The sequence below is a fragment of the Kitasatospora sp. NPDC036993 genome, from assembly GCF_055607525.1.
Genome location: NZ_JBVJRP010000024.1, coordinates 49,094 through 73,878, shown reverse-complemented (window position 1 = coordinate 73,878; position 24,785 = coordinate 49,094). Strand labels below are relative to the sequence as shown.

The following is a 24,785-nucleotide window of genomic DNA, read 5'->3' as shown; positions in this document are numbered from 1 at the left end:
ACCCCCAAGGTGCGTACCTGGCACGACACTTGGGGGTCAAGCCATGGCATTCCGTCATCTCAACGAGCTCCCGCTGGGCGACAAGGTCTTCCGGATCGAACTCGCCAGCGACGACGACCGCGAGGTCACCCTCACCCTGACCGGCTGGCGCGAGGGGGCGGCCGCCACGCCGCTCGCCTCGGGCAGGCTCCGCCTGCCGGTCGAGGACGTCGCCTCGCTGCGGATCGCGCTCAACCGCGCGCTGCGGGCGCTGGCGATCGTCGCCGACGTCTCGGAGCCCATCCCCGACCGTGACGTGCTGCGCGAGCTGTACCCCGGCCACGGCGCCCCCTGGGTCCCGCAGCACGAGGAGGAGCTGGTCCGGCGGTTCCACGAGGGCGAGACCGTCGCCCGGATCGCCGCCCGCTTCGGCCGCACCCCCGACTCCGTCCGGACCAAGCTGCGCGAGCTCGGGCACGACCCGCGCCGCCCCGAGTTCTGCCCGCCCGACGGCTGCCTGTCCTGGTCCCGCTACGCCTCGCCGGCCCTGCTCGGCGCGGCGCTGCCGGAGCGGCCGGCGGGCTCCGAGGCGAGCTGACCCTCCGCGTGCGGGACCGCGGCCCGGCGGGGGAGTCCCCGCCGGGCCGCGGGTCCCCGGGGTGAGGCGCGTGCGGTGATCGGGACGGCGGTGGTCGGGATAGCGTGGTCGGGCAGCGACGAAAGGACCTCCCCCCACCATGACCCGCGTGATCGCCGGGGCGGCCGGCGGCCGCCGGCTGGCCGTACCGCCAGGCCGGGGCACCCGCCCGACCTCAGACAAGGCCCGTGAGGCGATGTTCTCCACCCTGGAGGCGCTGCACGGCACCCTGCACGGGGCCAGGATGCTGGACCTGTTCGGCGGATCGGGCGCGGTCGGGCTGGAGGCGCTGTCGCGCGGCGCCGCGCACGTCCTGCTGGTCGAGGCGGACGGCCAGGCGGCCCGGGTGATCCGGGAGAACGTCCGCACGATCGGCCTGCCGGGCGCCGAGGTGCAGGCCGCCAGGGCGGAGAAGGTGATCGCGGGACCGCCCCCGCAGAGCCCGTACGACCTGGTCTTCCTCGACCCGCCGTACGCCGTGACGGACGAGGAGATCCGCGAGATGCTGATCACACTCCGGGCTGGAGGCTGGCTCACGGAGGACGCACTCGTCACCGTGGAGCGCAGCACCCGCGGCGGCGAGTTCGGCTGGCCCGAAGGCTTCGAGGTGCTGCGCTCCCGCCGCTACGGCGAGGGCACGCTCTGGTACGGTCGCGCCGCCGCCGCGGCCGGCGAGCAGGAGTAGCGGGCCGCGGCCCGCAGCAGCCGTCACCCCACGAGGGAGCACACACGCCATGCGCCGAGCCGTCTGCCCCGGTTCGTTCGACCCGATCACCAACGGCCACCTCGACATCATCGAGCGGGCCTCGAAGCTGTACGACATGGTGCACGTCGCGGTCCTGATCAACCGGAACAAGCAGGGCATGTTCACGGTCGAGGAGCGGATCGGCCTGATCGAGGAGGTCACCGCCGGCTTCGGGAACGTGGTGGTCGAGTCGCACCACGGCCTGCTGGTGGACTACTGCCGGGAGCGCGGCATCCCCGCGATCATCAAGGGCCTGCGCGCGGTCAGCGACTTCGACTACGAGCTCCAGATGGCCCAGATGAACCACGGCCTGACCGGGGTGGAGACGCTGTTCGTGCCGACCTCGCCGACGTACAGCTTCCTCTCCTCGACCCTGGTCAAGGAGGTGGCCTCGTACGGCGGCGACGTCTCGCACCTGCTGCCGGAGGTGGTGCACGGCCGGCTGGTCGAGCGGATCGCGGAGCGCAAGGCCCAGCAGTAGCCCGGCCTCTGTCCTTTTCTGCCGGTTCGTCACGGATTGTTCTGGGGGCACGGGACCGGTTCGGCTCAGGCGTTGTGAGCGTGCCCGGCCGTGGCCGTACAGTCTGTATCCCTGCCCCGCGGTGAGGTCCACCGCGTCGGGCCTGCCTCCGCCGGACCGTCGGCGGCACACGGAAAGACGAAGCCCCGTGGACGTGCAGAACAAGGTCGACGAGATCGTGGCGGCGGTCGAGAACGCCCGCTCGATGCCGATGTCGGCCTCCTGCGTGGTGAACCGGGCCGAGCTGATCGGCCTGCTCAACGACCTCAAGGCGGCGATGCCCGCCGAACTCGCCCAGGCGCAGTCGGTGATGGCCGACCACGAGCAGGTGGTGGCGGGTGCCCAGGCCGAGGCCGAGGCGATCATCCAGGGCGCGCACGCCGAGCGCGGCTCGCTGATCTCGGACACCGAGGTGGTCCGCCAGGCGCAGGCCCAGGCCGACCGGATCCTCGCCGAGGCGCGCACCGAGGTCGACGGCAAGCGGGCCGAGGCCGACGACTACGTGGACAGCAAGCTCGCCAACTTCGAGGTCGTGCTGACCAAGACGCTCGGCGCGGTCGGCCGGGGCCGCACCAAGCTGCGCGGCGACTCCAGCGTCTTCGAGACCGAGTCCGACGGTGAGGGCGACGCGGAGGAGTTCCGCCCGCAGCGGATCAGCCCGAGCCCCGAGGTGGACGAGTACGTCGATGTGAAGCTCGCCACGCTGGAGAACGTGCTCAGCGCCACCCTGGAGGCGGTCGGCAAGGGCAGGGACAAGCTGCTCGGCAAGCGGCCCATCGACGAGTTGGGCGCCTACCTGGCCGCCGCCGACCAGGCCCAGCAGGCCAAGGAGCGGGCCGAGGCGGTGGCGGCGGGCTTCGCCCAGGACGCCGACGGCGAGGACATCGCCTGGTACCGCGAGGCCGTCCCCCAGCAGCAGACCTGGCCGGAGCAGACCCCGGCCGCGGCCGGCTGGCAGGCCCAGGGCACCGACCAGTACGCGGCCGCCCAGCAGCCCGGCGGGCAGTACGCCGAGGTGTACGGCGGCGGGTACGACCCGGCCGGCCAGGGCGACCCGTACAACACCCAGTGGGGCCAGCAGCAGGGCGGCTACCAGCAGCAGGGCTACCAGGAGCAGCAGCAGGGGGCCTACGGCTATCCCCAGCAGCAGCAGGGCTACCCGGCGCAGTCGTACGACGGCTACACCTACCCGCAGCCGCCGAGCGCCCCGCCGGCGGTGCCGCACCAGCAGCAGGCCCAGCAGCAGGGCCAGGCCCAGGCTCCGGGGCAGGGTCTGGACGAGACCAGCTTCTTCGACACCAGCATGATCGACATGACCAGGCTGCGGGAGCTCGGAGGCCGCTGAGCCGACCCCCGGCGCGGCCGCGCGGGAGTCTCCTGACGGGACCGAAGTTGGGCCTGGCCGGAGACTCCGGTAGTCTGACCACTCCGGCCTCCCCATGTCCGGCCGTCGGCTTGCCCTCTCGCAATGTCGACTTGAATGGGGCTCCTCGTTGATTGCTATGGAAGTCAGGACACCGTGAACCGCCTCGACCACCGCGACCCCCTCGTGTTCGACACGCACGAGCTCGGCCGTCGTCCGGGTTCGATGCGCAAGGTGAGCCGGACCCTGGAGGCCCCCGAGGGCCTCGGGATCATCGACGTGATCGCCGTGCCGGAGAAGAGCCCGATCGAGCTGGAACTCCGCCTGGAGTCCGTGGTCGAGGGCGTGCTGGTCACCGGCACCGCCGAGACCCACGTCGAGGGCGAGTGCGTCCGGTGCCTGGAGCCCGTCGACTTCGACGTCGACGTCGACTTCCAGGAGCTGTACTACTACCCGGAGTCCGATGAGCGCCACCGCGCCAGGACCGCCGGGACCGAGGACCTCGACGAGGACTCGGAAGAAGAGACTTACCGTCTGGAGGGCGACTTCTTCGACCTCCAGCCGGTGCTGCGTGACGCGGTGGTGCTCGCACTGCCGCTGCAGCCGGTGTGCCAGGAAGACTGCCTGGGCCTGTGCTCCGAGTGCGGAGCGCGCCTGAGCGACGACCCGGCGCACCACCACGATGCCGCCGACCCCCGGTGGGCGGCTCTGCAGGGACTCTCCGCCGCCCCCGGCGACGAGGGTGACGGGATCAAGACCAGCGACACCCGTGAGGGTCTCGCCGAGAACCAGGAGAAGTAGCCGTGGCTGTTCCGAAGCGGAAGATGTCGCGCAGCAACACGCGCCACCGTCGGTCCAACTGGAAGGCCGTTGTTCCGGCCCTCGTGGCGTGCGACCGCTGCCACGAGCCGAAGCTCGGCCACATCGCGTGCCCGAGCTGCGGCACGTACAACCGTCGCCAGGTCCTCTCGGTCTGATCGGCGGGGTGTACGGATCGATGTCGGACGGTAACTCCACCCGCAAGTCGTCCATTGTTCCGAAGGGTTCTTCGGGCGGTGGCAAGGCCGGCGGGCCGGCTTCGACCGAATACGACGTCCTGGAAGGGCGCCTCGGGTACACGCTCGAGCGCGCCCTTCTGGTACGTGCCCTGACCCACCGCTCGTACGCGTACGAGAACGGTGGTCTGCCCACCAACGAGCGCCTGGAGTTCCTCGGCGACTCGGTGCTGGGCCTCGTGGTGACCGACACCCTCTACCGCGTCCACCCGGACGTCCCCGAGGGCACGCTCGCCAAGCTGCGCGCCGCGGTGGTGAACTCCCGCGCGCTCGCGGACGTCGGCCGCGGCCTGGAGCTCGGCACGTTCATCCGGCTCGGCAAGGGCGAGGAGGGCACCGGCGGCCGCGACAAGTCGTCGATCCTCGCCGACACCGTCGAGGCCGTGATCGGCGCCATCTACCTGGACCAGGGACTGGGCGCGGCCACCGAGTTCGTCCACCGGCTGTTCGACCCGCTGATCGAGGAGTCCTCTCAGCTGGGCGCGGGCCTGGACTGGAAGACCAGCCTCCAGGAGCTCACCGCCTCGGTGGGCATCGGCGTGCCCGAGTACGTCGTCATGGAGTCCGGTCCGGACCACGAGAAGACCTTCACCGCGGCGGCCCGGGTGGCCGGCGAGGACTTCGGCAGCGGCGTCGGCCGCTCGAAGAAGGAAGCCGAGCAGAAGGCCGCCGAGAGCGCCTGGCGCGCGATCAGGGAGAAGTACGCCGACCGGCTGCCCGCCGGGGCCTGAGCAGCGGCCCGGCACGCCGGGCCCGCCGCGCAGTAGCCTTCACTCCTGCTGATCCGTACCGAGCAGGAGGCGTGTTCCCGTGCCCGAACTTCCCGAGGTCGAGGTCGTCCGCCGTGGTCTGGCCAACTGGGTGGCCGGGCGGACGGTCTCCGACGTCCAGGTGCTGCACCCGCGCGCGGTGCGCCGCCAGCCGGCCGGCGCGGCCGACTTCACGGCCCGGCTGACCGGCACCACCCTCGGCACCGCGCAGCGGCGCGGCAAGTACCTGTGGGTGCCGCTGACCGGCCCCGGGAGGCCGGAGGCCCAGGGAGGCTTCTCGCTGATCGGCCACCTCGGGATGAGCGGCCAACTCCTCGTCCAGGACCCGGCGGTCCCCGACGAGACGCACCTGAGGGTCCGGCTGTGCTTCGCCGACGGCGGGCGGGAACTGCGCTTCGTGGACCAGCGGACCTTCGGCGGCCTGGCGGTCGAGGAGGCCGAGGACGGGGACCCTGAGGGCACCCCGGTCTCGATCGCGCACATCGCCCGCGACCCGCTCGACCCGCGCTTCGACGACGCCGCCTTCGCGGCCGCGCTGCGGGCCAGGCACACCACCGTCAAGCGCGCCCTGCTCGACCAGAGCCTGATCAGCGGTGTCGGCAACATCTACGCCGACGAGGCGCTGTGGCGCTCGAAGCTGCACTACGACCGCCCGACCGCGACGCTCACCCGCCCGCAGGCCCTCCTGCTGCTGGCCAACGCCAGGGACGTGATGACCGAGGCGCTCGCCGTCGGCGGCACCAGCTTCGACAGCCTCTACGTCAACGTGAACGGCGAGAGCGGCTACTTCTCCCGGGACCTGGACGCCTACGGCCGCGAGCAGGAGCCCTGCCGCCGCTGCGGCACCCCGATCCGCCGGGCGGCCTGGATGAACCGCTCCAGTTACTTCTGCCCCCGCTGCCAGCGCGTGCCGCGCGCCCGCAGCGGGGGCTGAGCCTCCGGAGGGGCGCTACCCGCGGGCGAGTTCCGGCTCGTCCGCGGCCGTTTCGCCGGGCGCTCCGTGGGTGTCCTGGCCGAAGTAGGCGACCCCGACCGCGGCGACCACCGCGAGCAGGAAGCCGACCACGCCGAGCCAGCCCAGGCCCGCCTTGGTGGCGTCGCCGAGCCAGAGCACGCCGGCCGCGCCGGGCAGCACCGTCTCGCCGACCACCAGGGCGGCGGTCGCGCCGTTCACCGAGCCGATCTGGAGCGCCACGGTGTGGATGTACATGCCGCCGATGCCGCCGACCAGGACCGCGTACAGCGCCGGGTCGGAGAGCAGCGAGCCGAGGTCGAACGGCTCGATGCCGTTGAGGATGCGCACCCCGACGCCCAGGGCGCCGAAGCCGAAGCCGGAGAGCAGACCGGCCAGGATCGCGCCGTTGGCGCCCATCCGCCGCACCAGCAGGCTGCCGCCGACCAGCAGCACGGTGATGACGATCAGCAGCCACCAGTGGAAGGACATCGCCACGTGGTGGCCGCCCTCGGGGCCGGCCGAGACGGCCAGCAGCACCAGGGCCGAGCAGAGCACGGCGATCGAGGCCCACTCCAGCTGCTTGAGCCGGATGCCCAGCAGCTTGATGCTGAGCACCGCGGTGATCACCAGGTTGGCGCTGATGATGGTCTGGGAGAGGAACAGCGGCAGCAGCCGGGCGGCCAGCGCGCCGAGCCCGAAACCGATCAGGTCGAGCACCGTGCCGAGGATGAACTCCCAGGTGACGGCCGCCTTCGCGGTCGAGGACAGGCTCGGGCCGCCGTGTTCGGTGGTGGAGGTCGTGGCGCCCTTGGCCGCCTCCTCCCGGGCGGAGCGGCGGGATCCGACGGCCTGGAGTACCGAGCCGGTGCCGTAGCAGGCGGATGCCGCCACGGCGGTGACGAGGCCGATGATCACCGAGTGCTCCGATCGGGAGGTGGGTCAGGAAACGGGCTGGGTCAAGAAAAGGCAATGGGACCGAGGATCCGGGACCACTATGCCCGCTCGCACGGTACGGTCGGCACGCCCCCCGGAGTGGCCAGGAAGCGGGCCGGGCCCGCCGGAACGTACGTCCGGACGCCTCCCGGGGTTCCCGTGCGAGGCCCGACTCAGGGGCGGCTGGGGGAAACATCATCCCCGAGGAGGGGAACGGCCCCGGCGGACGGCGGGGAGCCTTCCCGGTACCAGTATGCGAGGGGTATGGCGTGCTCGGCGGCCGGTCACGGTAGCGTCGGGGCATGAGATCCCTTGCACGACGTTCCCGGGGCGCCGGGCCGCTTGCCCTGGTGGCGGCGCTGCTCGGGCTGCTGCTCCTGCTGGCACCCGCGGCCTCGGCGGCCGGCGGCCTGAGCGACGCCGCGGCCACCATGAAGAAGGGCCGGGTCTACGTCGATCCGGACATGACCAGCCGCTTCAGTCAGTCCCAGGCCGACGCGCTGACCAAGAAGATCGACAAGGCCGACAAGCCGATCTTCATCGCGGTCATCCCCGACTCTCCGGCCTACGCGAAGACCGGCCTCAAGGACTTCCGCACCCTGGTCGGCATCGACGGCGTCTACGGGGTCTGGCACGGCGACAAGTTCGACGCCGGCGGCGACCGCGGCGCGATGGGCGCGGGCCAGCCGCAGCGCATCGCCGGCGCGGCCTTCCGTTCGAGCGGCGGCGACATCGACGCCACCCTGAACTCCTTCGTCGACCAGGCCGTCCCGCAGACCAAGGGCACCGGGGTCAACCACAGCACCTCGATCGCCTGGGTCGTCATCCCGGTGGTGCTGATCGCGCTGGCCGGTGCCGGCGTCTTCTTCCTCTTCAAGCGCGCCAAGAAGCGCAAGGACGACCAGGCCAGGGCCGAGCTGGAGCAGCTGCGCCGGGTCGTGGACGAGGACATCACCGCCTTCGGCGTGGAGCTGGAGCGGCTCGACTTCAGCCCGGCCGCGTCCGAAGCCGACGACGAGCAGCGCACCGACTACAGCCACGCCCTGGACTCGTACGAGAAGTCCAAGCGGCTGATGGACGAGGCGAAGCGGCCCGAGGACGTCAAGCAGGTCACCGAGGCGATCGAGGACGGCCGCTTCTCGCTGGCCACCCTGGCCGCCCGGCGGGACAAGCGGCCGCTGCCCGAGCGCCGTCCGCCGTGCTTCATGGACCCGCGGCACGGCCCGTCCGTCAAGGACGTGGACTGGGCCCCGGCCGGCGGCTCCGCCCGTTCGGTACCGGTCTGCCAGGCCGACGCGGACCGGGTGGCGGCCGGCCTCGACCCGGCGATCCGCACCGTCGACACCGACCAGGGCCCGCAGCCGTACTGGAACGCCGGCCCGGCGTACGCCCCGTACGCGGGCGGCTACTACAGCGGCTTCGGCGGCGGCGGACTGCTGCCGGGCCTGCTGGTCGGCACCATGCTCGGCTCGATGATGAGCTCCCCGGCCTACGCGGCGGCGCCCATGACGGGCGGCGGCTACCAGGACCAGTACGAGGGCGGCGACTTCACCGGCGCCGACTTCAACGCGGCCGACTTCAGCAGCGGTGGCGACTTCGGCGGTGGCGACTTCGGTGGGGGCGACTTCGGTGGGGGCGGCGACTTCGGCGGCGGGGACTGGTAACCCGCCGAACCGCCCGCCCGTTCCCGCGGCCCCGCCGGTCCTCCGGCGGGGCCGCGGCCGTCCGTCCCGCGGCCGGTCGCGCGTGCGGTCGGGGCGTGTCCTAAGGTCGGGGCATGCACGGTCGCGACGCCCACAGTGAGGAACCGGTCCGGGTGACCGCCTGGGTCCGGGGGAAGGTCCAGCAGGTCGGGTTCCGCTGGTGGACCAGGGCACGGGCGCTGGAGATCGGCCTGACCGGTTACGCGAGCAACCTCGGCGACGGCCGGGTGCAGGTGGTGGCGGAGGGGCTCGCGGCCGACTGCGAGCAGCTGCTGGCCCTGCTGCGCGGCCCCGGCACCCCGGGGAACGTCAGCGGCGTCACCGAGATCTGGACGGCCGTCGGCGCTGGTTACGAGGGTTTCGGGATCCGCTGAGCCGCCCGGGGCCGGTCCCGCCGCCCCCGCCCGGCGGCCCGCTCCGAGGCCGTCCGGGAAAAGATCCCGAACCTGCGGTGTCACGAGGTTGCCATCCGGGCAGACTCGTGGTTGACTCCGCATCGAATGATGATCCACGAGCACCTGGTGGACCCATCCCGAAGCCCCCCCGGGCGTGACGACACCGCCGGGCAGGTGACAGGGGCGCGGTAGCGCGCGGTGATCGTGTTGACCCTTTCCGTCTTTGGTGAGACGCTGGAAGCCCGCGCACACGACCGCGTTCTCCCGGCAGGCGCATGCCCTCGTGAGCCCAGCTCACGGTGGTTGTGCCGTAGTGCCCAGCCAGCACTTCCGGTGACGCGCCGCGCGTGCGTCCCCCTTCCCCCTAGACCTGGACCGTTCCGGTTCGGTCACTCAGCGTGGAGGACCATTCATCATGGCAAAGGCGCTTCTCGGGTACGTCGGCGGCCCCGACCCGCGAATGCTCTCCGAGATGCGGCGGCTTCAGCAGCGCGTCCAGGACCTTGAATCCGAGCTCCTTCGGATGCAGGCCGAGAACGACGCTCTGACCGCTGTCGCTGACGAGCACTCGCTGCTCAGCAGCATCGATCTGGATCAGCGGGAGCCGGCTCTCACCTGAGTCCCGCCCGGTCCTCGCAGATCGACGCCGCTGTGCACTGAGCCGCCCCGAAAGGGACGCAGCTTGCAAGGGACGCCCGGATGTGGCGTCCCTTCGTCGTGTCCGGCGCCGGATACAGTCGGTTCCCGTCGCGAGCGATAGAGGAGACCGGCCGCGTGCACCTGAAGAGTCTGACGCTGCGCGGGTTCAAGTCCTTCGCCTCCAGCACCACCCTGCGCTTCGAGCCCGGCATCACCTGCGTCGTCGGCCCGAACGGCTCCGGCAAGTCGAACGTGGTGGACGCGCTGTCCTGGGTGATGGGGGAGCAGGGCGCCAAGTCGCTGCGCGGCGGCAAGATGGAGGACGTCATCTTCGCCGGGACCAGCGGGCGCGCCCCGCTCGGCCGCGCCGAGGTCAGCCTCACCATCGACAACGCCGACGGCGCCCTGCCGATCGACTACTCCGAGGTGACCATCACCCGGACGATGTTCCGCAACGGCGGCAGCGAGTACGCGCTCAACGGCGAGACCTGCCGCCTGCTGGACATCCAGGAGCTGCTCTCCGACTCCGGCATCGGCCGCGAGATGCACGTCATCGTCGGCCAGGGCCGGCTGGACTCCGTCCTGCACGCCGACCCGACGGGCCGGCGCGCCTTCATCGAGGAGGCGGCCGGCGTCCTCAAGCACCGCAAGCGCAAGGAGAAGGCGCTGCGGAAGCTGGACGCGATGCAGGCCAACCTCAACCGGGTCCAGGACCTGGTCGCCGAGCTGCGCCGCCAGCTCGGACCGCTCGGCCGGCAGGCCAGGGTCGCCCGCCGGGCCGCCGGCATCCAGGCCGACCTGCGCGACGCCCGGCTGCGGCTGCTCGCCGACGACCTGGGCGCGCTCCGCCGGGCCGTCGAGGCCGAGGTCGCGGACGAACTGGCACTGCGGCTGCGCCGCACCACCGTCGAGCAGGAGCTGGCCCGCGCGGTGCAGCGGGAGCGCGTCCTGGAGGCGCAGGTCCAGCGGCTCGGGCCGGACCTGGAGACCGCCCGGCAGACCTGGTACCGGCTCTCCGCGCTCGCCGAGCGCACCCGCGGCACCGTCGGGCTGGCCGAGGCCAGGGCCCGGCACGCCGTCGCCGGGGGCCGGGGCGAGGAGCGGCGCGGGCGCGATCCCGAGGAACTGGAAGGCGAGGCCGAGCAGGTCCGCGCGGAGGAGGCCGCACTGGCCGGGGCGTTGGAGGAGGCGCAGTACGCGCTGGCCGAGGCGGTCGAGCGCAGGGGCGGGCTGGAACGGGAGCTGGCCGCCGAGGAGCGCCGGCTGCGGGACGCCGCCCGGGCCATCGCCGACCGCAGGGAGGGCCTGGCCCGGTTGCAGGGGCAGGCCGCCGCCGCCCGCTCCAAGGCCGCCGCGGCGCAGGCCGAGATCGGCCGGCTCGCCGAGGCCAGGGACGAGGCGCTGCTGCGCGCCGGGGCCGCGCAGGACGAACTGGACGAACTCCAGCGACAGGTGGACGGCCTGGCCGGGGCCGACGGGCAGGCAGAGGCCGGGTACCAGCGGGCGCGCGAGCGGCTGGCCACCGTGGAGAGCGGGCTCGCCGCCGCCCGGGAGACGGCCGGCGCCGCCGAGCGCGAGCGGGCCGGGCTGACCGCGCGGCACGAGGCGCTCTCCCTCGGACTGCGCCGCAAGGACGGCACCGGCGCGCTGCTGGACGCGGGCGAGCGGCTGGGCGGGCTGCTCGGCCCGGCGGCCGCCCTGCTGCGGATCGAGGCGGGCTGCGAGGTGCCGCTCGCCGCGGCGCTCGGCGCGGCGGCCGACGCGGTGGCCGTCGACTCGCCGGCCGCGGCCGTGGCGGCGCTGCGGCTGCTGCGGGCCGAGGACGCCGGCCGGGCCGCGCTGCTGATCGACGGTGTCGCCGAAGTGGCCCACGAGGCGGGGGAGTTGCCGGAGGGCACCCGCTGGGCGGCCGAACTGGTCGACGGCCCGGCCGGGTTGCTCGGCGCGGTACGGCAGCTGCTGGCCGGGGTGGTGGTGGTCGCCGACCTGGACCGGGCACTGCGGCTGGTCGCCGAGCACCCCGGACTCCGCGCCGTCACCGCCGACGGGGACCGGCTCGGCGCCGGCTTCGCGCAGGGCGGCTCCGGCGGCGCGCCGAGCCTGCTGGAGACCCGGGTGGCGGTGGACGAGACGGCCCGGGCGATCGGTGAACTCGCCGTCCGCTGCGCCGAGTCGGCCGATCGGCTGGCCGAACTCACCGAGCTGAGGCGGGAGTCGGTCGCCGAGGTGGAGCAACTGGCCGAGCAGAGGCGGAAGTCGGAGCGGGAGCGGGCCCAGGTCGCGGGGGCGCTCGGCCGGCTCGGCGGGCAGGCCCGCGCCGCGGCGGGGGAGGCCGAGCGGCTGTCGGCCGCCGCCGCGCGGGCCGAGCAGGCGCTGACCGGGCTGCTCGACGCCGCCGAGGAGCTGGCGGAGCGGCTGGCCGCGGCCGAGGGGTCGGCGGAGTCCGGGGAGGACGAGCCGGACACCGCCGGGCAGCAGCGGCTGGCCGGGGCCGCGAGCGCCGCCCGGCAGGCCGAGCTGGAGGCCAGGCTCGCGGTGCGCACCCACGAGGAGCGGGTCCGCGCGCTGGCCGGGCGGGCCGACCGGCTGGACCAGGCCGCCAGGGCCGAGCGCGAGGCGCGCGCCAGGGCCGCCGAGCGCCGTCGGCGCGCCGAGCACGACGCCTCGGTCGCGAACGCCGTCGCGGCGGGCGCCCGGCAGCTGCTGGCCTGCCTGGAGGTGTCGCTGGCCCGCGCGGACGCCGGGCGGGCGGCCGTCGAGCAGGCGCGCGCCGAGCGCGAGCACGAGCTGCGCGAGCACCGCGAGCACGGCCGCGGCCTCAAGGAGGAGCTGGACAAGCTGGTCGACGCCGGGCACCGGGACGACGTGCTGCGGGCCGAGAAGCGGCTGCGGATCGAGCAGCTGGAGGCCCGCGCCCTGGAGGAGTTCGGCATCGACGGCGGCGAACTGCTCGCCTCGTACGGGCCCGACCAGCCGGTCCCGCCGTCCACCCCAGAGGAGGGGAAGGAGCCGGGGGAGCCGTACCCGTACGTCCGGGCCGAGCAGGAGAAGCGGCTGCGGGCCGCCGAGAAGGCGTACCAGCAGCTCGGCAAGGTCAACCCGCTGGCGCTGGAGGAGTTCGCCGCGCTGGAGGAGCGGCACGGGTTCCTCGGCGAGCAGCTGGACGACCTCAAGCGCAGCCGGCGCGACCTGCTGGACATCGTCCGGGACGTGGACGAGCGGGTCGAGCAGCTGTTCACCGCGGCCTACCAGGACACCGCCGCCCAGTTCGAGGGCGTCTTCGCCCGGCTCTTCCCCGGCGGGGAGGGCCGGCTGGTGCTCACCGACCCGGACGACATGCTCGCCACCGGGGTCGAGGTGGAGGCCCGCCCGCCGGGCAAGAAGGTCAAGCGGCTGTCGCTGCTGTCCGGGGGCGAGCGCTCGCTGACCGCGGTGGCGCTGCTGGTGGCGATCTTCAAGGCCAGGCCCAGCCCGTTCTACGTGATGGACGAGGTGGAGGCGGCGCTGGACGAGACCAACCTGCGCCGGCTGATCGGGCTCATGGAGGAGCTGCGGGAGAGCTCCCAGCTGATCGTGATCACCCACCAGAAGCTCACCATGGAGTCGGCCGACGCGCTGTACGGCGTGACCATGAAGGGCGACGGCATCTCGCAGGTGATCAGCCAGCGGCTGCGCGAAGAGCACCGGGAACGGCGGCCGCGGGCGGTCCGTACCGCATCGGTGTAGGGCGGCTGCGGTCCATCCGGGCTCCGGTCGCGGATACTGGAGCGGTTATGGAATACGTGATCCTTGCCGTAGTCATCGCCGTGGTCGCCGTCGGCGCGATCGCCGGCCTCGTCGTTTCCGGCAGACGACGCCAGCAGCTGCCCCCGAAGTCGCAGGCGCCGGTCATCACGGCGCCGAAGCCCACGCCGCAGGAGCCCCAGGTCGGCGAGGAGTCCGCGCCGCCGACCGAGGCGCCCCGCCGCACCATCGAGGAGGTGGAACTCCCGGCGGAGGCCGAGGCCCCCGAAGCCCCCGAGGCCGTCGAGGTCGCACCCGCCGAGGCCGAGGCGGCGCCCGCCGTCGAGGTGCCCGAGCCCACCGAGGGCCGGCTGGTCCGGCTGCGCTCCCGGCTCTCCCGCTCGCAGAACTCGCTCGGCAAGGGCCTGCTCTCGCTGCTCTCCAGGGAGCACCTGGACGAGGACACCTGGGAGGAGATCGAGGACACCCTGCTCACCGCGGACGTCGGCGTCGCCCCCACCCAGGAGCTGGTCGAGCGGCTGCGCACCCGGGTGAAGGTGCTCGGCACCCGTACGCCCGACGAGCTGCGCTCGCTGCTGCGCGAGGAGCTGGTCGAGCTGGTCGGCAAGGACGCCGACCGGGCCGTCCGCTCCACCAAGCACGAGGAGGGCCCGGCCGTGGTCCTGGTGGTCGGCGTCAACGGCGTCGGCAAGACCACCACCACCGGCAAGCTGGCCCGTGTCCTGGTCGCCGACGGCCGCACGGTGGTGCTCGGCGCCGCCGACACCTTCCGGGCCGCCGCCGCAGACCAGCTCCAGACCTGGGGCGAGCGGGTGGGGGCGCGCACCGTGCGCGGCCCCGAGGGCGGGGACCCGGCCTCGATCGCCTTCGACGCGGTCAAGGAGGGCATCGCCGAGGGCGTGGACACCGTGCTGATCGACACCGCCGGCCGACTGCACACCAAGACCGGTCTGATGGACGAGCTGGGCAAGGTCAAGCGGGTCGTCGAGAAGCACGGCCCGGTGGACGAGGTGCTGCTGGTGCTGGACGCCACCACCGGCCAGAACGGCCTGATCCAGGCCCGGGTGTTCGCCGAGGTGGTCGACATCACCGGCATCGTGCTGACCAAGCTGGACGGCACCGCCAAGGGCGGCATCGTGGTCGCGGTCCAGCGCGAGCTGGGCGTGCCGGTCAAGCTGATCGGCCTGGGCGAGGGCGCGGACGACCTGGCGCCGTTCGAGCCGGGCGCGTTCGTGGACGCGCTGATCGGGGACTGAGGCTCCCCGCGTACGCGAGGCCGTACGAGGGCCTGACACGGGCCTGGCGAAGGGTTCGCTCCCTCCCGGGGGCGGACCCTTTCGCGTGCCCGGCGGCCGGGCGGGTCCGCCGGCCTGGCAGGCCGGCGGACCGGTGGAGTCGCCGGTTCAGCGCGATCCGGTGGCGGGCGGACGGGTCACGAGGCCATCCAGGCCGGCTCGGCGGTGCGCTCGCGGCTGCGGTGGCAGGCGTACGCGAGGGTGCCGAGCAGCAGCCGGGCCTCGGGCGGGCAGCCCGCGTTGTCCCGGGTGGGGCGACGCAGCCAGCGGACCGGGCCGAGGCCGCCGAGGACGGTGGGCGGGGCGGCGACGTAGCTGCCCTCGCCGTGGCAGGCCAGGTCGAGCGCGGCGTCGTCCCAGCCCATCCGGTACAGCAGGTCGGGCAGGCGCCGGGCGGTGCCGGCGGCGACCAGGAACTGGAGCCGGCCGGTGGGGGCGGCGAGCACCGGGCCCACCTGGGTGCCCATCCGCTCCAGTCGGACCAGTGCCTGGAGGCCGGCCTGCTCGGGGACGTCCAGGACGTCGAAGGCGCGGCCGGTGGGGAACAGCACCGAGCCCTCGGTGCGGGCGGCGCCGTCCGGGCCGCCGCTCCCGGGTACGGGGTGCAGGCCGGGGGCGGCGCAGCGGGTGGCGCCGCAGGGACAGTGGGTCGGGGCGGTGGCGCCGGTGGCCGGGCCGCCGGTGACGACCGTCCAGCCCCAGCGACCGGTGTACTCCGCGGCGGCCTGGGACGCGGTGACCTTGGTGCGGCGGCGCGCGCCCAGCGGCGCCAGCCGCAGGTGCCCCAGTCGTAGTTCGCCGAACAGGTTGTCCATGCCTTCCCCAACAGATTCTCGTTGCCGATGGTTACGGGACGGTGACTGTGTGTCGATTGTCAGCCGTGTGGTGCGTAGTGCGGTGGCGGCGTGCGGCGCGTGGTGTGCGCCTGTTCCGCCGGTGCGCCTCGGGCGCCGCCTTGTGGGGGCGGCGCCGATGCCGGATCGTCGTGTGCGTGGGGCTGCCGCTGTCCGGAGTGGACGGTGAACTCGCCTGTGGCTGCGGTGGATTGCGGAGTCTGTCGAGTCCTCCCGGATGCGCCGGGGGACTGGGCTGCCCGCATATGCCGGGCCGTCGGGACTCCCTAAGTGAAGCGTGTGGCCCCTGGCTTCGGTTCACTCCTGGGGGTGGCGAAAGGTGGCGTTTCGCCAGGGCCGCTCCCGCGGGCCCCTCGCGGGGCATTACGTTCAGCACGCGGATGTCGTCGAGGAGTCTGTCCCGGGCCCTGGAGGAACGGGAGTTGGGAATCTGACGGATCGTCCGCAACGATGGCACACCAGTGCGACGGCGCCGAGGTTCCGGCAGCACCGCGGCGCGGCGGCACCTTCAGGTACGGCACGTCTGGCAAGAGCCCGCAACCGTCGGGCGGTCACGACTCGGGGGCCCCGCGAGGGGCCGGGCGGGATGGGGACGTTACCCATGGCAGAGAAGCAACCGAATGAGAAGCTGACCACGTGGTTCGCCCGCAGCGGTTGGTCCAAGGGCGAGTTGGCTCGCCAGGTCAACCGCAAGGCCCGGCAGATCGGCGCCCACCACGTGTCCACCGACACCTCCCGGGTGCGCCGCTGGCTCGACGGTGAACAGCCCCGCGAGCCGATCCCCAAGATCATGTCGGAACTCTTCTCCGAACGGTTCGGCTCGGTGGTCTCGATCGAGGACCTCGGCCTGCGTGCCGCGATCCCGGTCTCGACCGTGGGCGGCGGCGTCGACCTGCCGTGGAGCGGCCCGCAGACTGTCCAGCTGATCAGCGACTACTCCCGCAGCGACCTCATGCTCAACCGCCGGGGGTTCCTCGGCACCTCGCTGGCGCTGACCGCGGGCGCCGCGCTGATCGAGCCGATGCAGCGCTGGCTCACCCCCGGCCCGACCGGCGTCCCCACCCCGATCCTCACCGCGGCCAACGGCGGCGAGGCGTTCACCGGCCGGCTCTCCGAACCCGAGCTGGAACTGCTGGAGCAGACCACGGTCATGTTCCGGCAGTGGGACGCGCAGAACGGCGGCGGGCTGCGCCGCAAGGCCGTCGTCGGCCAGCTGCACGAGGTCACCGACCTGCTCCAGGAGACGTACAGCGAGGACACCACCAAGCGGCTGTTCCGGCTCACCGCCGAACTCGCCCACCTGGCCGGGTGGATGTCGTACGACGTCGGGATGCATCCGAGCGCGCAGAAGTACTACGTGCTCGCCCTGCACGCCGCCAAGGAGGCGGGAGACCGCCCGTTCGGCGCGCTGATCCTCACCGACATGAGCCGCCAGATGATCCACCTCAACCGGGGCGAGGACGCCCTGGAGCTGATCCACCTGGCCCAGTACGGCAGCCGGGACACCGCCACCGCGCGCCAGCAGTCCCTGCTCTACGCGATGGAGGCCCGCGCCTACGCCACCATCGGCGAGGTCAACCGCTGCGCCAGGGCGGTCCGGCTGTCCGAGGACACCTTCACCGACATCCGGGAGGGCGACGGCGATCCGGACTGGCTGAAGTTCTTCTCACCGGCCGAGCTGAACGCCGAGAACGCGCACTCCTTCCGCGACCTCGCGTACCACTCGGACAACGCCGAGCTCTACGCCTCGATGTCGGCGCCGGTGATGGAGCGCGCGGTCGACCTCTTCCGCCAGGACGGCGACCACGTGCGCTCGTACGCCTTCAACCTGATCGGCATGGCCAGCGTGCACCTGTTGCAGAAGGAGGCCGAGCAGGCGGCGGTGATGGCCGAGCAGGCGGTGGACATCGCCACCAAGGTGCGCTCCGAGCGGCTGAACTCCCGGGTGCGCAAGACCACGGAGGCCGCGGCGGCCCGCTTCAAGGGCGTGGACGCGGTGAGCCGGCTCAAGGAGCGGGTGGTCCAGGACATCCCGGAGTTCGTCTCGGTGGTCTGACGGGCCCCGCCTGACGGGTCCCGCCCTGGGGCTCCATCTGGGGGCGCCACCGGAAAAGCTCCACCGACCGTGACGGCCGCCGCCGTCACGGTCGGTGGTATGTCCGGCGCCGGTGCTGCCGCCGGCCGAGTGGCGGGGCCGCGGTTCACGCAGCCGTAACCCGCGCGTCGTACACGTCACTGCGGTGAAACAACCGGCCGCACCAGCCGAAACCAGCCTTCGGCACGCTCCTCTCCAACGCCGACACCCCGGGTGGCACCACGGGACGGGTCCCCGGGTGCGGATCGGCACTGGACACAGAGGAGACGCCGATGCCGGACGGCTTCAGCGCGGGCGACACCGCCTTCGTACTCATCAGTGCGGCCCTGGTCATGCTGATGACCCCAGGGCTGGCCTTCTTCTACGGGGGCATGGTCAGGGCCAAGAGCACGCTGAACATGCTGGCGATGAGCTTCCTCTCGCTGGGCATCGTCAGCGTGCTGTGGGTCCTCTACGGCTACTCGCTCAGCTTCGGGTCCGACTCCTTCGCCGGCCTGATCGGCAACCTGGACCACCTCGGGATGCGCGGGATCGGCCTCGACGAGCTGACCGGGTCCATCCCGGTGACCGCGTTCGCCCTCTTCCAGCTGATGTTCGCGGTCATCACCCCGGCGCTGATCAGCGGCGCCGTCGCGGACCGGGCGAGATTCGCCGCCTGGGGCCTGTTCATCGCGCTCTGGGTGACGATCGTCTACTTCCCGGTCGCGCACTGGGTGTTCTTCTTCGACGGCGGCGACGGCGGCTGGCTGGGCGACCGCAACGGCGTGATCGACTTCGCCGGCGGGACCGCCGTGCACATCAACGCGGGCGCCGCCGGCCTCGCGCTCTGCCTGGTCCTGGGCAAGCGGATCGGCTTCAAGCGGGACCCGATGCGCCCGCACAGCCTGCCGCTGGTGATGCTCGGCTCCGGACTGCTCTGGTTCGGCTGGTTCGGCTTCAACGCGGGCTCGGCACTGGCCGCCAACGGCGTCGCCGCGATGGCGATGGTCAACACCCAGGTCGCCACCGGCGCGGCGCTGGTCGGCTGGCTGGTCTGCGAGCGGTTCAGGCACGGCGCCTGCACCACGCTGGGCGCCGCCTCCGGCGCGGTGGCCGGGCTGGTCGCGATCACCCCGGCCTGCGGCTCGGTCAGCCCGCTCGGCGCGGTGGCGATCGGGCTGGTCGCGGGCGCGGTCTGCTGCGCCGCCGTGTCGCTGAAGTACCGCTGGGGCTTCGACGACTCGCTCGACGTGGTCGGCGTGCACGCGGTCGGCGGGGCGATGGGCTCGCTGCTGGTCGGCCTGTTCGCCACCGGCGGGGTCGGCCAGGGCGCCAGGGGCCTGTTCTACGGGGGCGGGATCGGGCAGCTGGGCAAGCAGGCGATGGGCGTGGCGGTGGTCGCGGTGTACTCCTTCGTGCTGTCCTGGCTGCTGGCCAGGGCGGTCGATCGGCTGGTCGGCTTCCGGGTCTCCGGGGAGGTCGAGATGGCCGGCATCGACCAGGCCGAACACGCCGAGTCCGCCTACGATTTCAGCGCCGTGGGGGCGGGCCTGGCCCGGGCCGCGTCCGGCCTGACCGGTGCCGCTGTCGGGACGGCCGCGGCCGAGCAGCCCGCCGCCGGGACGGCCGCAGCAGAGAAGCCCGCTGTGAAGCCTGTCGAGAAGCCCGCCGAGAAGACCGAGGTCGACGCCCGATGAAGCTCATCACCGCCGTGATCAAGCCCTTTCGCCTGGACGAGGTGAAGGCCGCCCTGCAGGCCTTCGGAGTCCACGGCCTGACCGTCACCGAGGCCAGCGGCTACGGCCGCCAGCGCGGCCACACCGAGGTCTACCGGGGCGCCGAGTACACCGTCGACCTCGTCCCGAAGGTCCGGATCGAGGTCCTGGTCGAGGACGACGACGCCGACGACCTGATCGAGGTCCTGGTCAAGGCAGCCCGGACCGGCAAGATCGGCGACGGCAAGGTGTGGAGCGTCCCGGTCGACACCGCAGTCCGGGTCCGCACCGGCGAACGCGGCCCGGACGCCCTGTAGACGCCGAAGCCCGGGCGGGCCCGTCACCCCTCCGGGGGAGCGGGCCCGCCGATGGCGTCTCCCCTCGCACGACGGACGGGACCCACGCGCATGACCACTCCCAGCAGTCCTGGCCCCCAAGCCCACCCTGGCCTCCCCGGCCTTCCCGACCTCCCAGACCCCCACGACCACCCCGCCGCCCGGGCCGCGCTGCTCGCCGCCCCCGGCCTCGTCGGTCGCCCCCGCCGCCGGGCGCTCGCCCGGCTCACCGACGACTGGCTGGCCGGACTGTTCGCGGCGGCCGGTGCCCCGTCCGGCGTCGCGCTGGTCGCGGTCGGCGGCTACGGGCGCGGCGAGCTCTCCCCGCGCAGCGACCTGGACGTCCTGCTGCTGCACGAAGGACGTGTCTCCGGGGAACTGCCCGAGCGGATCTGGTACCCGGTCTGGGATTCGGGCGCCAGGCTCGACCACGCGGTGCGCACCGTCGCCCAGGCCCGCGCGGTCGCCGCCGCCGACCTCAGGGCCCAGCTCGGCCTGCTGGACGCCCGCCACCTCGCCGGGGACCGGGCGCTCACCGACGCGCTGCGCTCCGGGGTGCTCACCGACTGGCGCGCGAGTGCCCCCGCGCGCCTGCCCGAGCTGCGCGAGCTGGCCCGCGCGCGGGCCGAACGGCAGGGTGAGCTGTCCTTCCTGCTGGAGCCCGACCTGAAGGAGGCGCGCGGCGGCCTGCGGGATGTCGTGGTGCTGGACGCGATCGCCGCCACCTGGCTGGCCGACGCACCCAGGGAGGGCCTGGACGCCGCCGCCGAGCGGCTGGCCGACGTGCGCGACGCCCTGCACCTGGTCACCGGCCGGGCCACCGAGCGGCTCGGCCTCCAGGACCAGGACCAGGTCGCCGAGCGGCTCGGGGTGCTGGACGCCGACACCCTGCTGCGCCGGGTCTACGAAGCCGCCCGCACCATCGCGTACGCGGGCGACGTCACCTGGCGGGCGGTGGACCGGGTGCTCGCGGCCCGCGGCGGCCGGGGTCGGCGGGTGCGCCGGCCGGGCATCCCGTTCACCGGCCTCGGGCGCGGCGCCGGCGCGGCGGCCCGGGGCCCGGCCGAGCGGCGCCCGCTCGCCGAGGGCGTGGTGGAGCAGGACGGCGAGGCGGTGCTCGCCCTGGGCGCCCGCCCGGCCACCGACCCGGTGCTGCCGCTGCGCGCCGCTGCCGCCGCCGCGCAGAACGGGCTGCCCGTCGGGTACGCCACGGTGCGCCGGCTGGCCGCCGAGTGCCGCCCGCTGCCGGTGCCCTGGCCGGACGAGGCGCGCGAGCAGCTGGTCACCCTGCTGGGCGCGGGGGAGACGGCCGTCCCGGTGTGGGAGGCGCTGGAGGCGGAGGGGCTGGTCGGCCGGCTGCTGCCGGACTGGGAGCGGGTGCGCTGCCGGCCCCAGCGCAACGCGGTGCACCGCTGGACGGTGGACCGGCACCTGGTGGAGACGGCGGTGCGGGCCGCCGCGATGACCCGCCGGGTGGCCAGGCCGGACCTGCTGCTGGTCGCCGCGCTGCTGCACGACATCGGCAAGGGCTGGCCGGGGGACCACAGCGAGTCCGGCGAGGTGATCGTCCGCGACCTCGCCGCCCGGATGGGCTTCGGCGCCGAGGACACCGGGACCCTGGCGGTGCTGGTCCGCCACCACCTGACCCTGGTGGACACCGCGACCCGGCGCGACCCGGACGACCCGGCCACCGTCGAGGCGATCACCAAGGTGGTCACCACCCTGCCGGAGCTGGAGCTGCTGCACGCGCTCACCGAGGCGGACGCGCTGGCCACGGGTCCGGCCGCGTGGAGCGACTGGCGGGCCTCGCTGGTGGACGGACTGGTGGCCAGGGTGGCGGACCGGCTGGCCGGGGCGGGCGCCGCGCCGGTGGAGGCGGCGCCGACCGCCGAGCAGGAGCGGCTCGCCGTCGAGGCCGCCAGGACCGGTGAGCCGGCGCTGTCGCTGCGGGCCGGGTCCGAGGGGTTCGCGGGGTGCGAGGGGTTCGAGGGGTTCGAGGGGTTCGAGGGGGCGGCTCCGGGCGCCGAGCCGATGGGCGCCGAGCTGAACCTGGCCGTCCCGGACCGTCCCGGGCTGCTCGGCACCGCCGCCGGGGTGCTCGCGCTGCACCGGCTGGCCGTCCGCTCGGCCGGGCTGCGCGAACTGGACCCGGTGGGCGCGGGACCGGTGCTGCTGCTGTCCTGGCGGGTGGCGGCCGAGTACGGCGGGCTGCCGGAGGCCGCCCGGCTGCGGGCCGATCTGCGCCGGGCGCTGGACGGCTCGCTGGACGTCACCCGCCGCCTCGCCGAGCGGGACGCCGCCGCCCCGCGCCGCCGGGGCATCCCCACTCCTCCGCCGCTGGTCGCGGTGGCGCCCGCGGTGGCCTCGGCGACCGCGACCGTGCTGGAGGTCCGCGCGCACGACGCCCCCGGGCTGCTGCACCGGATCGGCCGGGCGCTGGACGGGGCGGGCGTCCGGGTGCGCACCGCGCACGTCTCCACGCTGGGCGCGGAGGCCGTCGACTCGTTCTACCTGACCGACCCGCTGGGCCGTCCGCTGACCGCCCGCCGGGCGGGGGAGGTGGCGGCGGCGGTCCGGGCCGCGCTGGGCTGAGCGCCGGTTCCGGCTCGGGTCGCGTGCGGCCCGCGTGCGGCCCGCGTGCGGTCTGTGTCCGGCCCGCGTCGGGCCCGCGTCCGGTTCCGGGGAGGAGTTCCGACCGGGGGTGGAGACCGTACCCGGGGCGGCCGGATACCCTGGGGGACGACGACCGTACCGATACCGATGCCGTAGAGGACCCGCGACGACGTGTTCGACACCCTTTCCGATCGCCTCGCAGCGACGTTCAAGAACCTCCGGGGCAAGGGCCGCCTGAGCGAGGCGGACATCGACGCCACCGCCCGCGAGATCCGCATCGCGCTGCTGGAGGCGGACGTCGCGCTGCCGGTCGTCCGGGCCTTCATCAAGCAGGTCAAGGAGCGGGCGCTCGGTGTCGAGGTCTCCGGTGCGCTGAACCCGGCGCAGCAGATCATCAAGATCGTCAACGAGGAGCTCATCGCGATCCTCGGCGGCGAGACCCGCCGGGTGCGGTTCGCCAAGAGCGGTCCGACGGTGATCATGCTGGCCGGCCTCCAGGGCGCCGGCAAGACCACCCTCGCGGGCAAGCTCGGCCACTGGCTGAAGAGCCAGAAGCACACCCCGCTGCTGGTCGCCTGCGACCTCCAGCGCCCCAACGCGGTCAACCAGCTCCAGGTGGTCGCCGAGCGCGCCGGCGTGGCCTTCTACGGCCCGCAGCCGGGCAACGGCGTCGGCGACCCGGTGCAGGTGGCCAAGGACTCGATCGAGTACGCCAAGCAGAAGCAGTACGACGTCGTCGTCGTCGACACCGCCGGCCGCCTGGGCATCGACGCCGAGCTGATGCAGCAGGCCGCCGACATCCGCGCCGCGGTGAACCCGGACGAGGTCCTGTTCGTCGTCGACGCGATGATCGGCCAGGACGCGGTCACCACCGCCCAGGCCTTCCTCGACGGCGTCGACTTCACCGGTGTCGTGCTCTCCAAGCTCGACGGCGACGCCCGCGGCGGTGCCGCCCTGTCGGTCGCGCACGTCACCGGCCGCCAGATCATGTTCGCCTCCAACGGCGAGAAGGTCGACGACTTCGACGCCTTCCACCCGGACCGGATGGCCTCGCGCATCCTCGGCATGGGTGACGTCCTCTCGCTGATCGAGAAGGCCGAGCAGACCTTCTCGCAGGCCGAGGCGGAGAAGATCGCCGCCAAGCTGCGCGGCGGCCCGAAGCAGTTCACCCTGGACGACTTCCTGTCCCAGTTGGAGCAGGTCCAGAAGATGGGCTCGATCTCCAAGCTGCTCGGCATGCTGCCGGGCATGGGCCAGATCCGGGACCAGATCAACAACATCGACGACAAGGACGTCAACCGGGTCGGCGCGATCATCAAGTCGATGACCCCGGTCGAGCGTGCCGAGCCGGAGCTGATCAACGGCTCCCGCCGGGCCCGCATCGCCAAGGGCTCCGGCGTCCAGGTCGGCGAGGTGAAGAACCTGGTCGAGCGGTTCTTCGAGGCCCGCAAGATGATGTCCGCGATGGCCTCCGGCAAGGGCGTGCCCGGCATGCCGGGGATCCCCGGCATGGGCGGCGGCGCGAAGAAGTCCGGCAAGAAGGCCCCGCAGGCCAAGGGGAAGCGCAAGAGCGGCAACCCGCTGAAGCGCGCGCAGGAGGAGGCCGCGGCCGCCGAGCGCCGCGCGCTCGGCCCGGGCGCGGGCCAGTCCCCGGCGGACGGCGGCGCGTTCGGCCTCGGCGCGGGCAAGGGCCCCGCCGACTTCGAGCTGCCCAAGGAGTTCAAGGACCTGCTGTAGTCCTTGAGCGGCCCTGATCGCTCCCCGGTCGTTCCACGACAGACCGGGGCCGGTCCTGATCGGCTCCGATCGGCCCGTCGTCCGGTATTTCCGGGCGACGGGCCGATCGCGTGTCCGATGATGGGGGCATGCGAGTGATGATCAGGGCCCCGAGGGCCGAGGACGCGGTTGCGTACGCCGAAGCGGTCCGGCGGTCCGCCGAGCAGATCGGGAAGTGGAACCCGGTGGAGCCGGACGGGCTGCCCGACCTGCTGGAGCGCCAGGGGCCCGGGCTGCGCACCTTCCTGATCCTCGACCGGGAGACCGGTGGGCTGGTCGGCAAGGTGAACGTCGCCAACATCGTGATGAGCCGGTTCTGCAACGCCTCGCTGGGCTACGACTCGTACGTCCCGTTCAGCGGCACCGGGCGGATGACCGAGGGCATGCGACTGGTCCTGGACCGCTGCTTCGCGTCGCAGTCGGCCGACGGGCTGGGCCTGCACCGGCTGGAGATCAACGTGCAGCCGGAGAACGACCGCTCGATCGCGATGGCCAAGCGGCTGGGCTTCCGGCACGAGGGTTTCACTCCGAGGATGCTGTTCCTCCAGGGAGACTGGCGCGACCACGAGCGGTTCGCGCTGACCGCCGAGGAGTGGCCGGGAGCGGCGGCATAGCCGCTGGTGGGAGGGGTCGGAGCGGCCGTACGGCGGTCCGGGCGCGGCGTTGCGATTGGCTCGCCCGAGCA

General features: G+C 73.5%; 21 protein-coding genes. 19 read left to right on the top strand and 2 right to left on the bottom strand.

Annotated features, from left to right (window positions below):
* The first annotated feature begins 43 nt into the window (after positions 1-43).
* The 8 genes from ACZ7C5_RS34785 (at position 44) to mutM (ending at position 6,003) form a co-directional block, all read left to right on the top strand.
* Positions 44-577 (top strand): hypothetical protein, encoded by a 534-nt coding sequence (locus ACZ7C5_RS34785; RefSeq protein ID WP_401092140.1) that lies wholly within the window; start codon positions 44-46, stop codon positions 575-577.
* Between the two features lie 139 nt (positions 578-716).
* A complete protein-coding gene (gene rsmD / locus ACZ7C5_RS34780) occupies positions 717-1,301 on the top strand; it encodes a 16S rRNA (guanine(966)-N(2))-methyltransferase RsmD (protein ID WP_401092141.1) in 585 nt (194 codons plus the stop codon).
* A 49-nt stretch (positions 1,302-1,350) separates the two neighbouring features.
* Positions 1,351-1,842, top strand: a complete 492-nt coding sequence (gene coaD / locus ACZ7C5_RS34775; protein WP_188298002.1) for a pantetheine-phosphate adenylyltransferase — start codon at positions 1,351-1,353, stop codon at positions 1,840-1,842.
* 187 nt (positions 1,843-2,029) lie between these two features.
* Positions 2,030-3,226: an ATP synthase F0 subunit B gene (locus ACZ7C5_RS34770; protein WP_470324217.1), complete on the top strand. Its 1,197-nt coding sequence runs from the start codon at positions 2,030-2,032 to the stop codon at positions 3,224-3,226.
* A 174-nt stretch (positions 3,227-3,400) separates the two neighbouring features.
* Positions 3,401-4,045, top strand: coding sequence for a YceD family protein (locus tag ACZ7C5_RS34765; RefSeq protein WP_317620186.1), 645 nt, complete (start codon positions 3,401-3,403; stop codon positions 4,043-4,045).
* A 2-nt stretch (positions 4,046-4,047) separates the two neighbouring features.
* Entirely contained in the window at positions 4,048-4,221 is a 174-nt protein-coding gene (gene rpmF / locus ACZ7C5_RS34760) for a 50S ribosomal protein L32 (protein WP_030056747.1), read from the top strand.
* A gap of 20 nt (positions 4,222-4,241) precedes the next feature.
* Positions 4,242-5,030, top strand: coding sequence for a ribonuclease III (rnc, locus tag ACZ7C5_RS34755; RefSeq protein ID WP_188298000.1), 789 nt, complete (start codon positions 4,242-4,244; stop codon positions 5,028-5,030).
* A 79-nt stretch (positions 5,031-5,109) separates the two neighbouring features.
* Positions 5,110-6,003, top strand: coding sequence for a bifunctional DNA-formamidopyrimidine glycosylase/DNA-(apurinic or apyrimidinic site) lyase (gene mutM, locus ACZ7C5_RS34750; protein ID WP_401092143.1), 894 nt, complete (start codon positions 5,110-5,112; stop codon positions 6,001-6,003).
* Between the two features lie 15 nt (positions 6,004-6,018).
* Here mutM and ACZ7C5_RS34745 read toward each other — a convergent pair whose 3' ends face one another.
* The gene (locus ACZ7C5_RS34745; RefSeq protein ID WP_401092144.1) at positions 6,019-6,939 is read right to left on the bottom strand and encodes a DMT family protein; all 921 of its coding nucleotides are present in this window, start codon (positions 6,937-6,939) and stop codon (positions 6,019-6,021) included.
* Between the two features lie 320 nt (positions 6,940-7,259).
* On the opposite strand from ACZ7C5_RS34745, the gene ACZ7C5_RS34740 reads away from it, so the two are divergent.
* The 5 genes from ACZ7C5_RS34740 (at position 7,260) to ftsY (ending at position 14,694) form a co-directional block, all read left to right on the top strand.
* Positions 7,260-8,621, top strand: coding sequence for a hypothetical protein (locus tag ACZ7C5_RS34740; RefSeq protein WP_470324216.1), 1,362 nt, complete (start codon positions 7,260-7,262; stop codon positions 8,619-8,621).
* A gap of 113 nt (positions 8,622-8,734) precedes the next feature.
* On the top strand, positions 8,735-9,034 hold the full coding sequence (locus ACZ7C5_RS34735) for an acylphosphatase (RefSeq protein ID WP_401092146.1): 300 nt from the start codon (positions 8,735-8,737) through the stop codon (positions 9,032-9,034).
* A 436-nt stretch (positions 9,035-9,470) separates the two neighbouring features.
* On the top strand, positions 9,471-9,674 hold the full coding sequence (locus ACZ7C5_RS34730) for a hypothetical protein (protein ID WP_148642783.1): 204 nt from the start codon (positions 9,471-9,473) through the stop codon (positions 9,672-9,674).
* Positions 9,675-9,829: 155 nt separating this feature from the next.
* Positions 9,830-13,420 carry a chromosome segregation protein SMC gene (smc, locus tag ACZ7C5_RS34725; RefSeq protein ID WP_470324215.1) on the top strand — a complete coding sequence of 1,197 codons (3,591 nt, stop codon included), beginning with the start codon at positions 9,830-9,832 and terminating at the stop codon, positions 13,418-13,420.
* Between the two features lie 47 nt (positions 13,421-13,467).
* Positions 13,468-14,694, top strand: coding sequence for a signal recognition particle-docking protein FtsY (ftsY, locus tag ACZ7C5_RS34720; protein WP_470324214.1), 1,227 nt, complete (start codon positions 13,468-13,470; stop codon positions 14,692-14,694).
* 176 nt (positions 14,695-14,870) lie between these two features.
* Here the strand turns inward: ftsY and ACZ7C5_RS34715 are convergent, their stop codons facing one another.
* A complete protein-coding gene (locus ACZ7C5_RS34715; protein ID WP_470324213.1) occupies positions 14,871-15,548 on the bottom strand; it encodes a bifunctional DNA primase/polymerase in 678 nt (225 codons plus the stop codon).
* Positions 15,549-16,188: 640 nt separating this feature from the next.
* Between ACZ7C5_RS34715 and nsdA the strand changes: the two genes are divergently transcribed.
* The 6 genes from nsdA (at position 16,189) to ACZ7C5_RS34685 (ending at position 24,714) form a co-directional block, all read left to right on the top strand.
* Positions 16,189-17,643: a transcriptional repressor NsdA gene (nsdA, locus tag ACZ7C5_RS34710; RefSeq protein ID WP_188295351.1), complete on the top strand. Its 1,455-nt coding sequence runs from the start codon at positions 16,189-16,191 to the stop codon at positions 17,641-17,643.
* A gap of 311 nt (positions 17,644-17,954) precedes the next feature.
* Positions 17,955-19,358 carry an ammonium transporter gene (locus ACZ7C5_RS34705; protein WP_401092150.1) on the top strand — a complete coding sequence of 468 codons (1,404 nt, stop codon included), beginning with the start codon at positions 17,955-17,957 and terminating at the stop codon, positions 19,356-19,358.
* Positions 19,355-19,693 carry a P-II family nitrogen regulator gene (locus ACZ7C5_RS34700; protein ID WP_401092151.1) on the top strand — a complete coding sequence of 113 codons (339 nt, stop codon included), beginning with the start codon at positions 19,355-19,357 and terminating at the stop codon, positions 19,691-19,693. Before ACZ7C5_RS34705 ends, ACZ7C5_RS34700 begins: the two co-directional genes overlap by 4 nt.
* 90 nt (positions 19,694-19,783) lie before the next feature.
* Entirely contained in the window at positions 19,784-22,303 is a 2,520-nt protein-coding gene (locus ACZ7C5_RS34695) for a [protein-PII] uridylyltransferase (protein WP_470324212.1), read from the top strand.
* Between the two features lie 192 nt (positions 22,304-22,495).
* The gene (gene ffh / locus ACZ7C5_RS34690; RefSeq protein WP_401092154.1) at positions 22,496-24,061 is read left to right on the top strand and encodes a signal recognition particle protein; all 1,566 of its coding nucleotides are present in this window, start codon (positions 22,496-22,498) and stop codon (positions 24,059-24,061) included.
* Between the two features lie 128 nt (positions 24,062-24,189).
* Positions 24,190-24,714 carry a GNAT family N-acetyltransferase gene (locus tag ACZ7C5_RS34685; protein ID WP_188301727.1) on the top strand — a complete coding sequence of 175 codons (525 nt, stop codon included), beginning with the start codon at positions 24,190-24,192 and terminating at the stop codon, positions 24,712-24,714.
* The last annotated feature ends 71 nt before the right edge of the window (positions 24,715-24,785 follow it).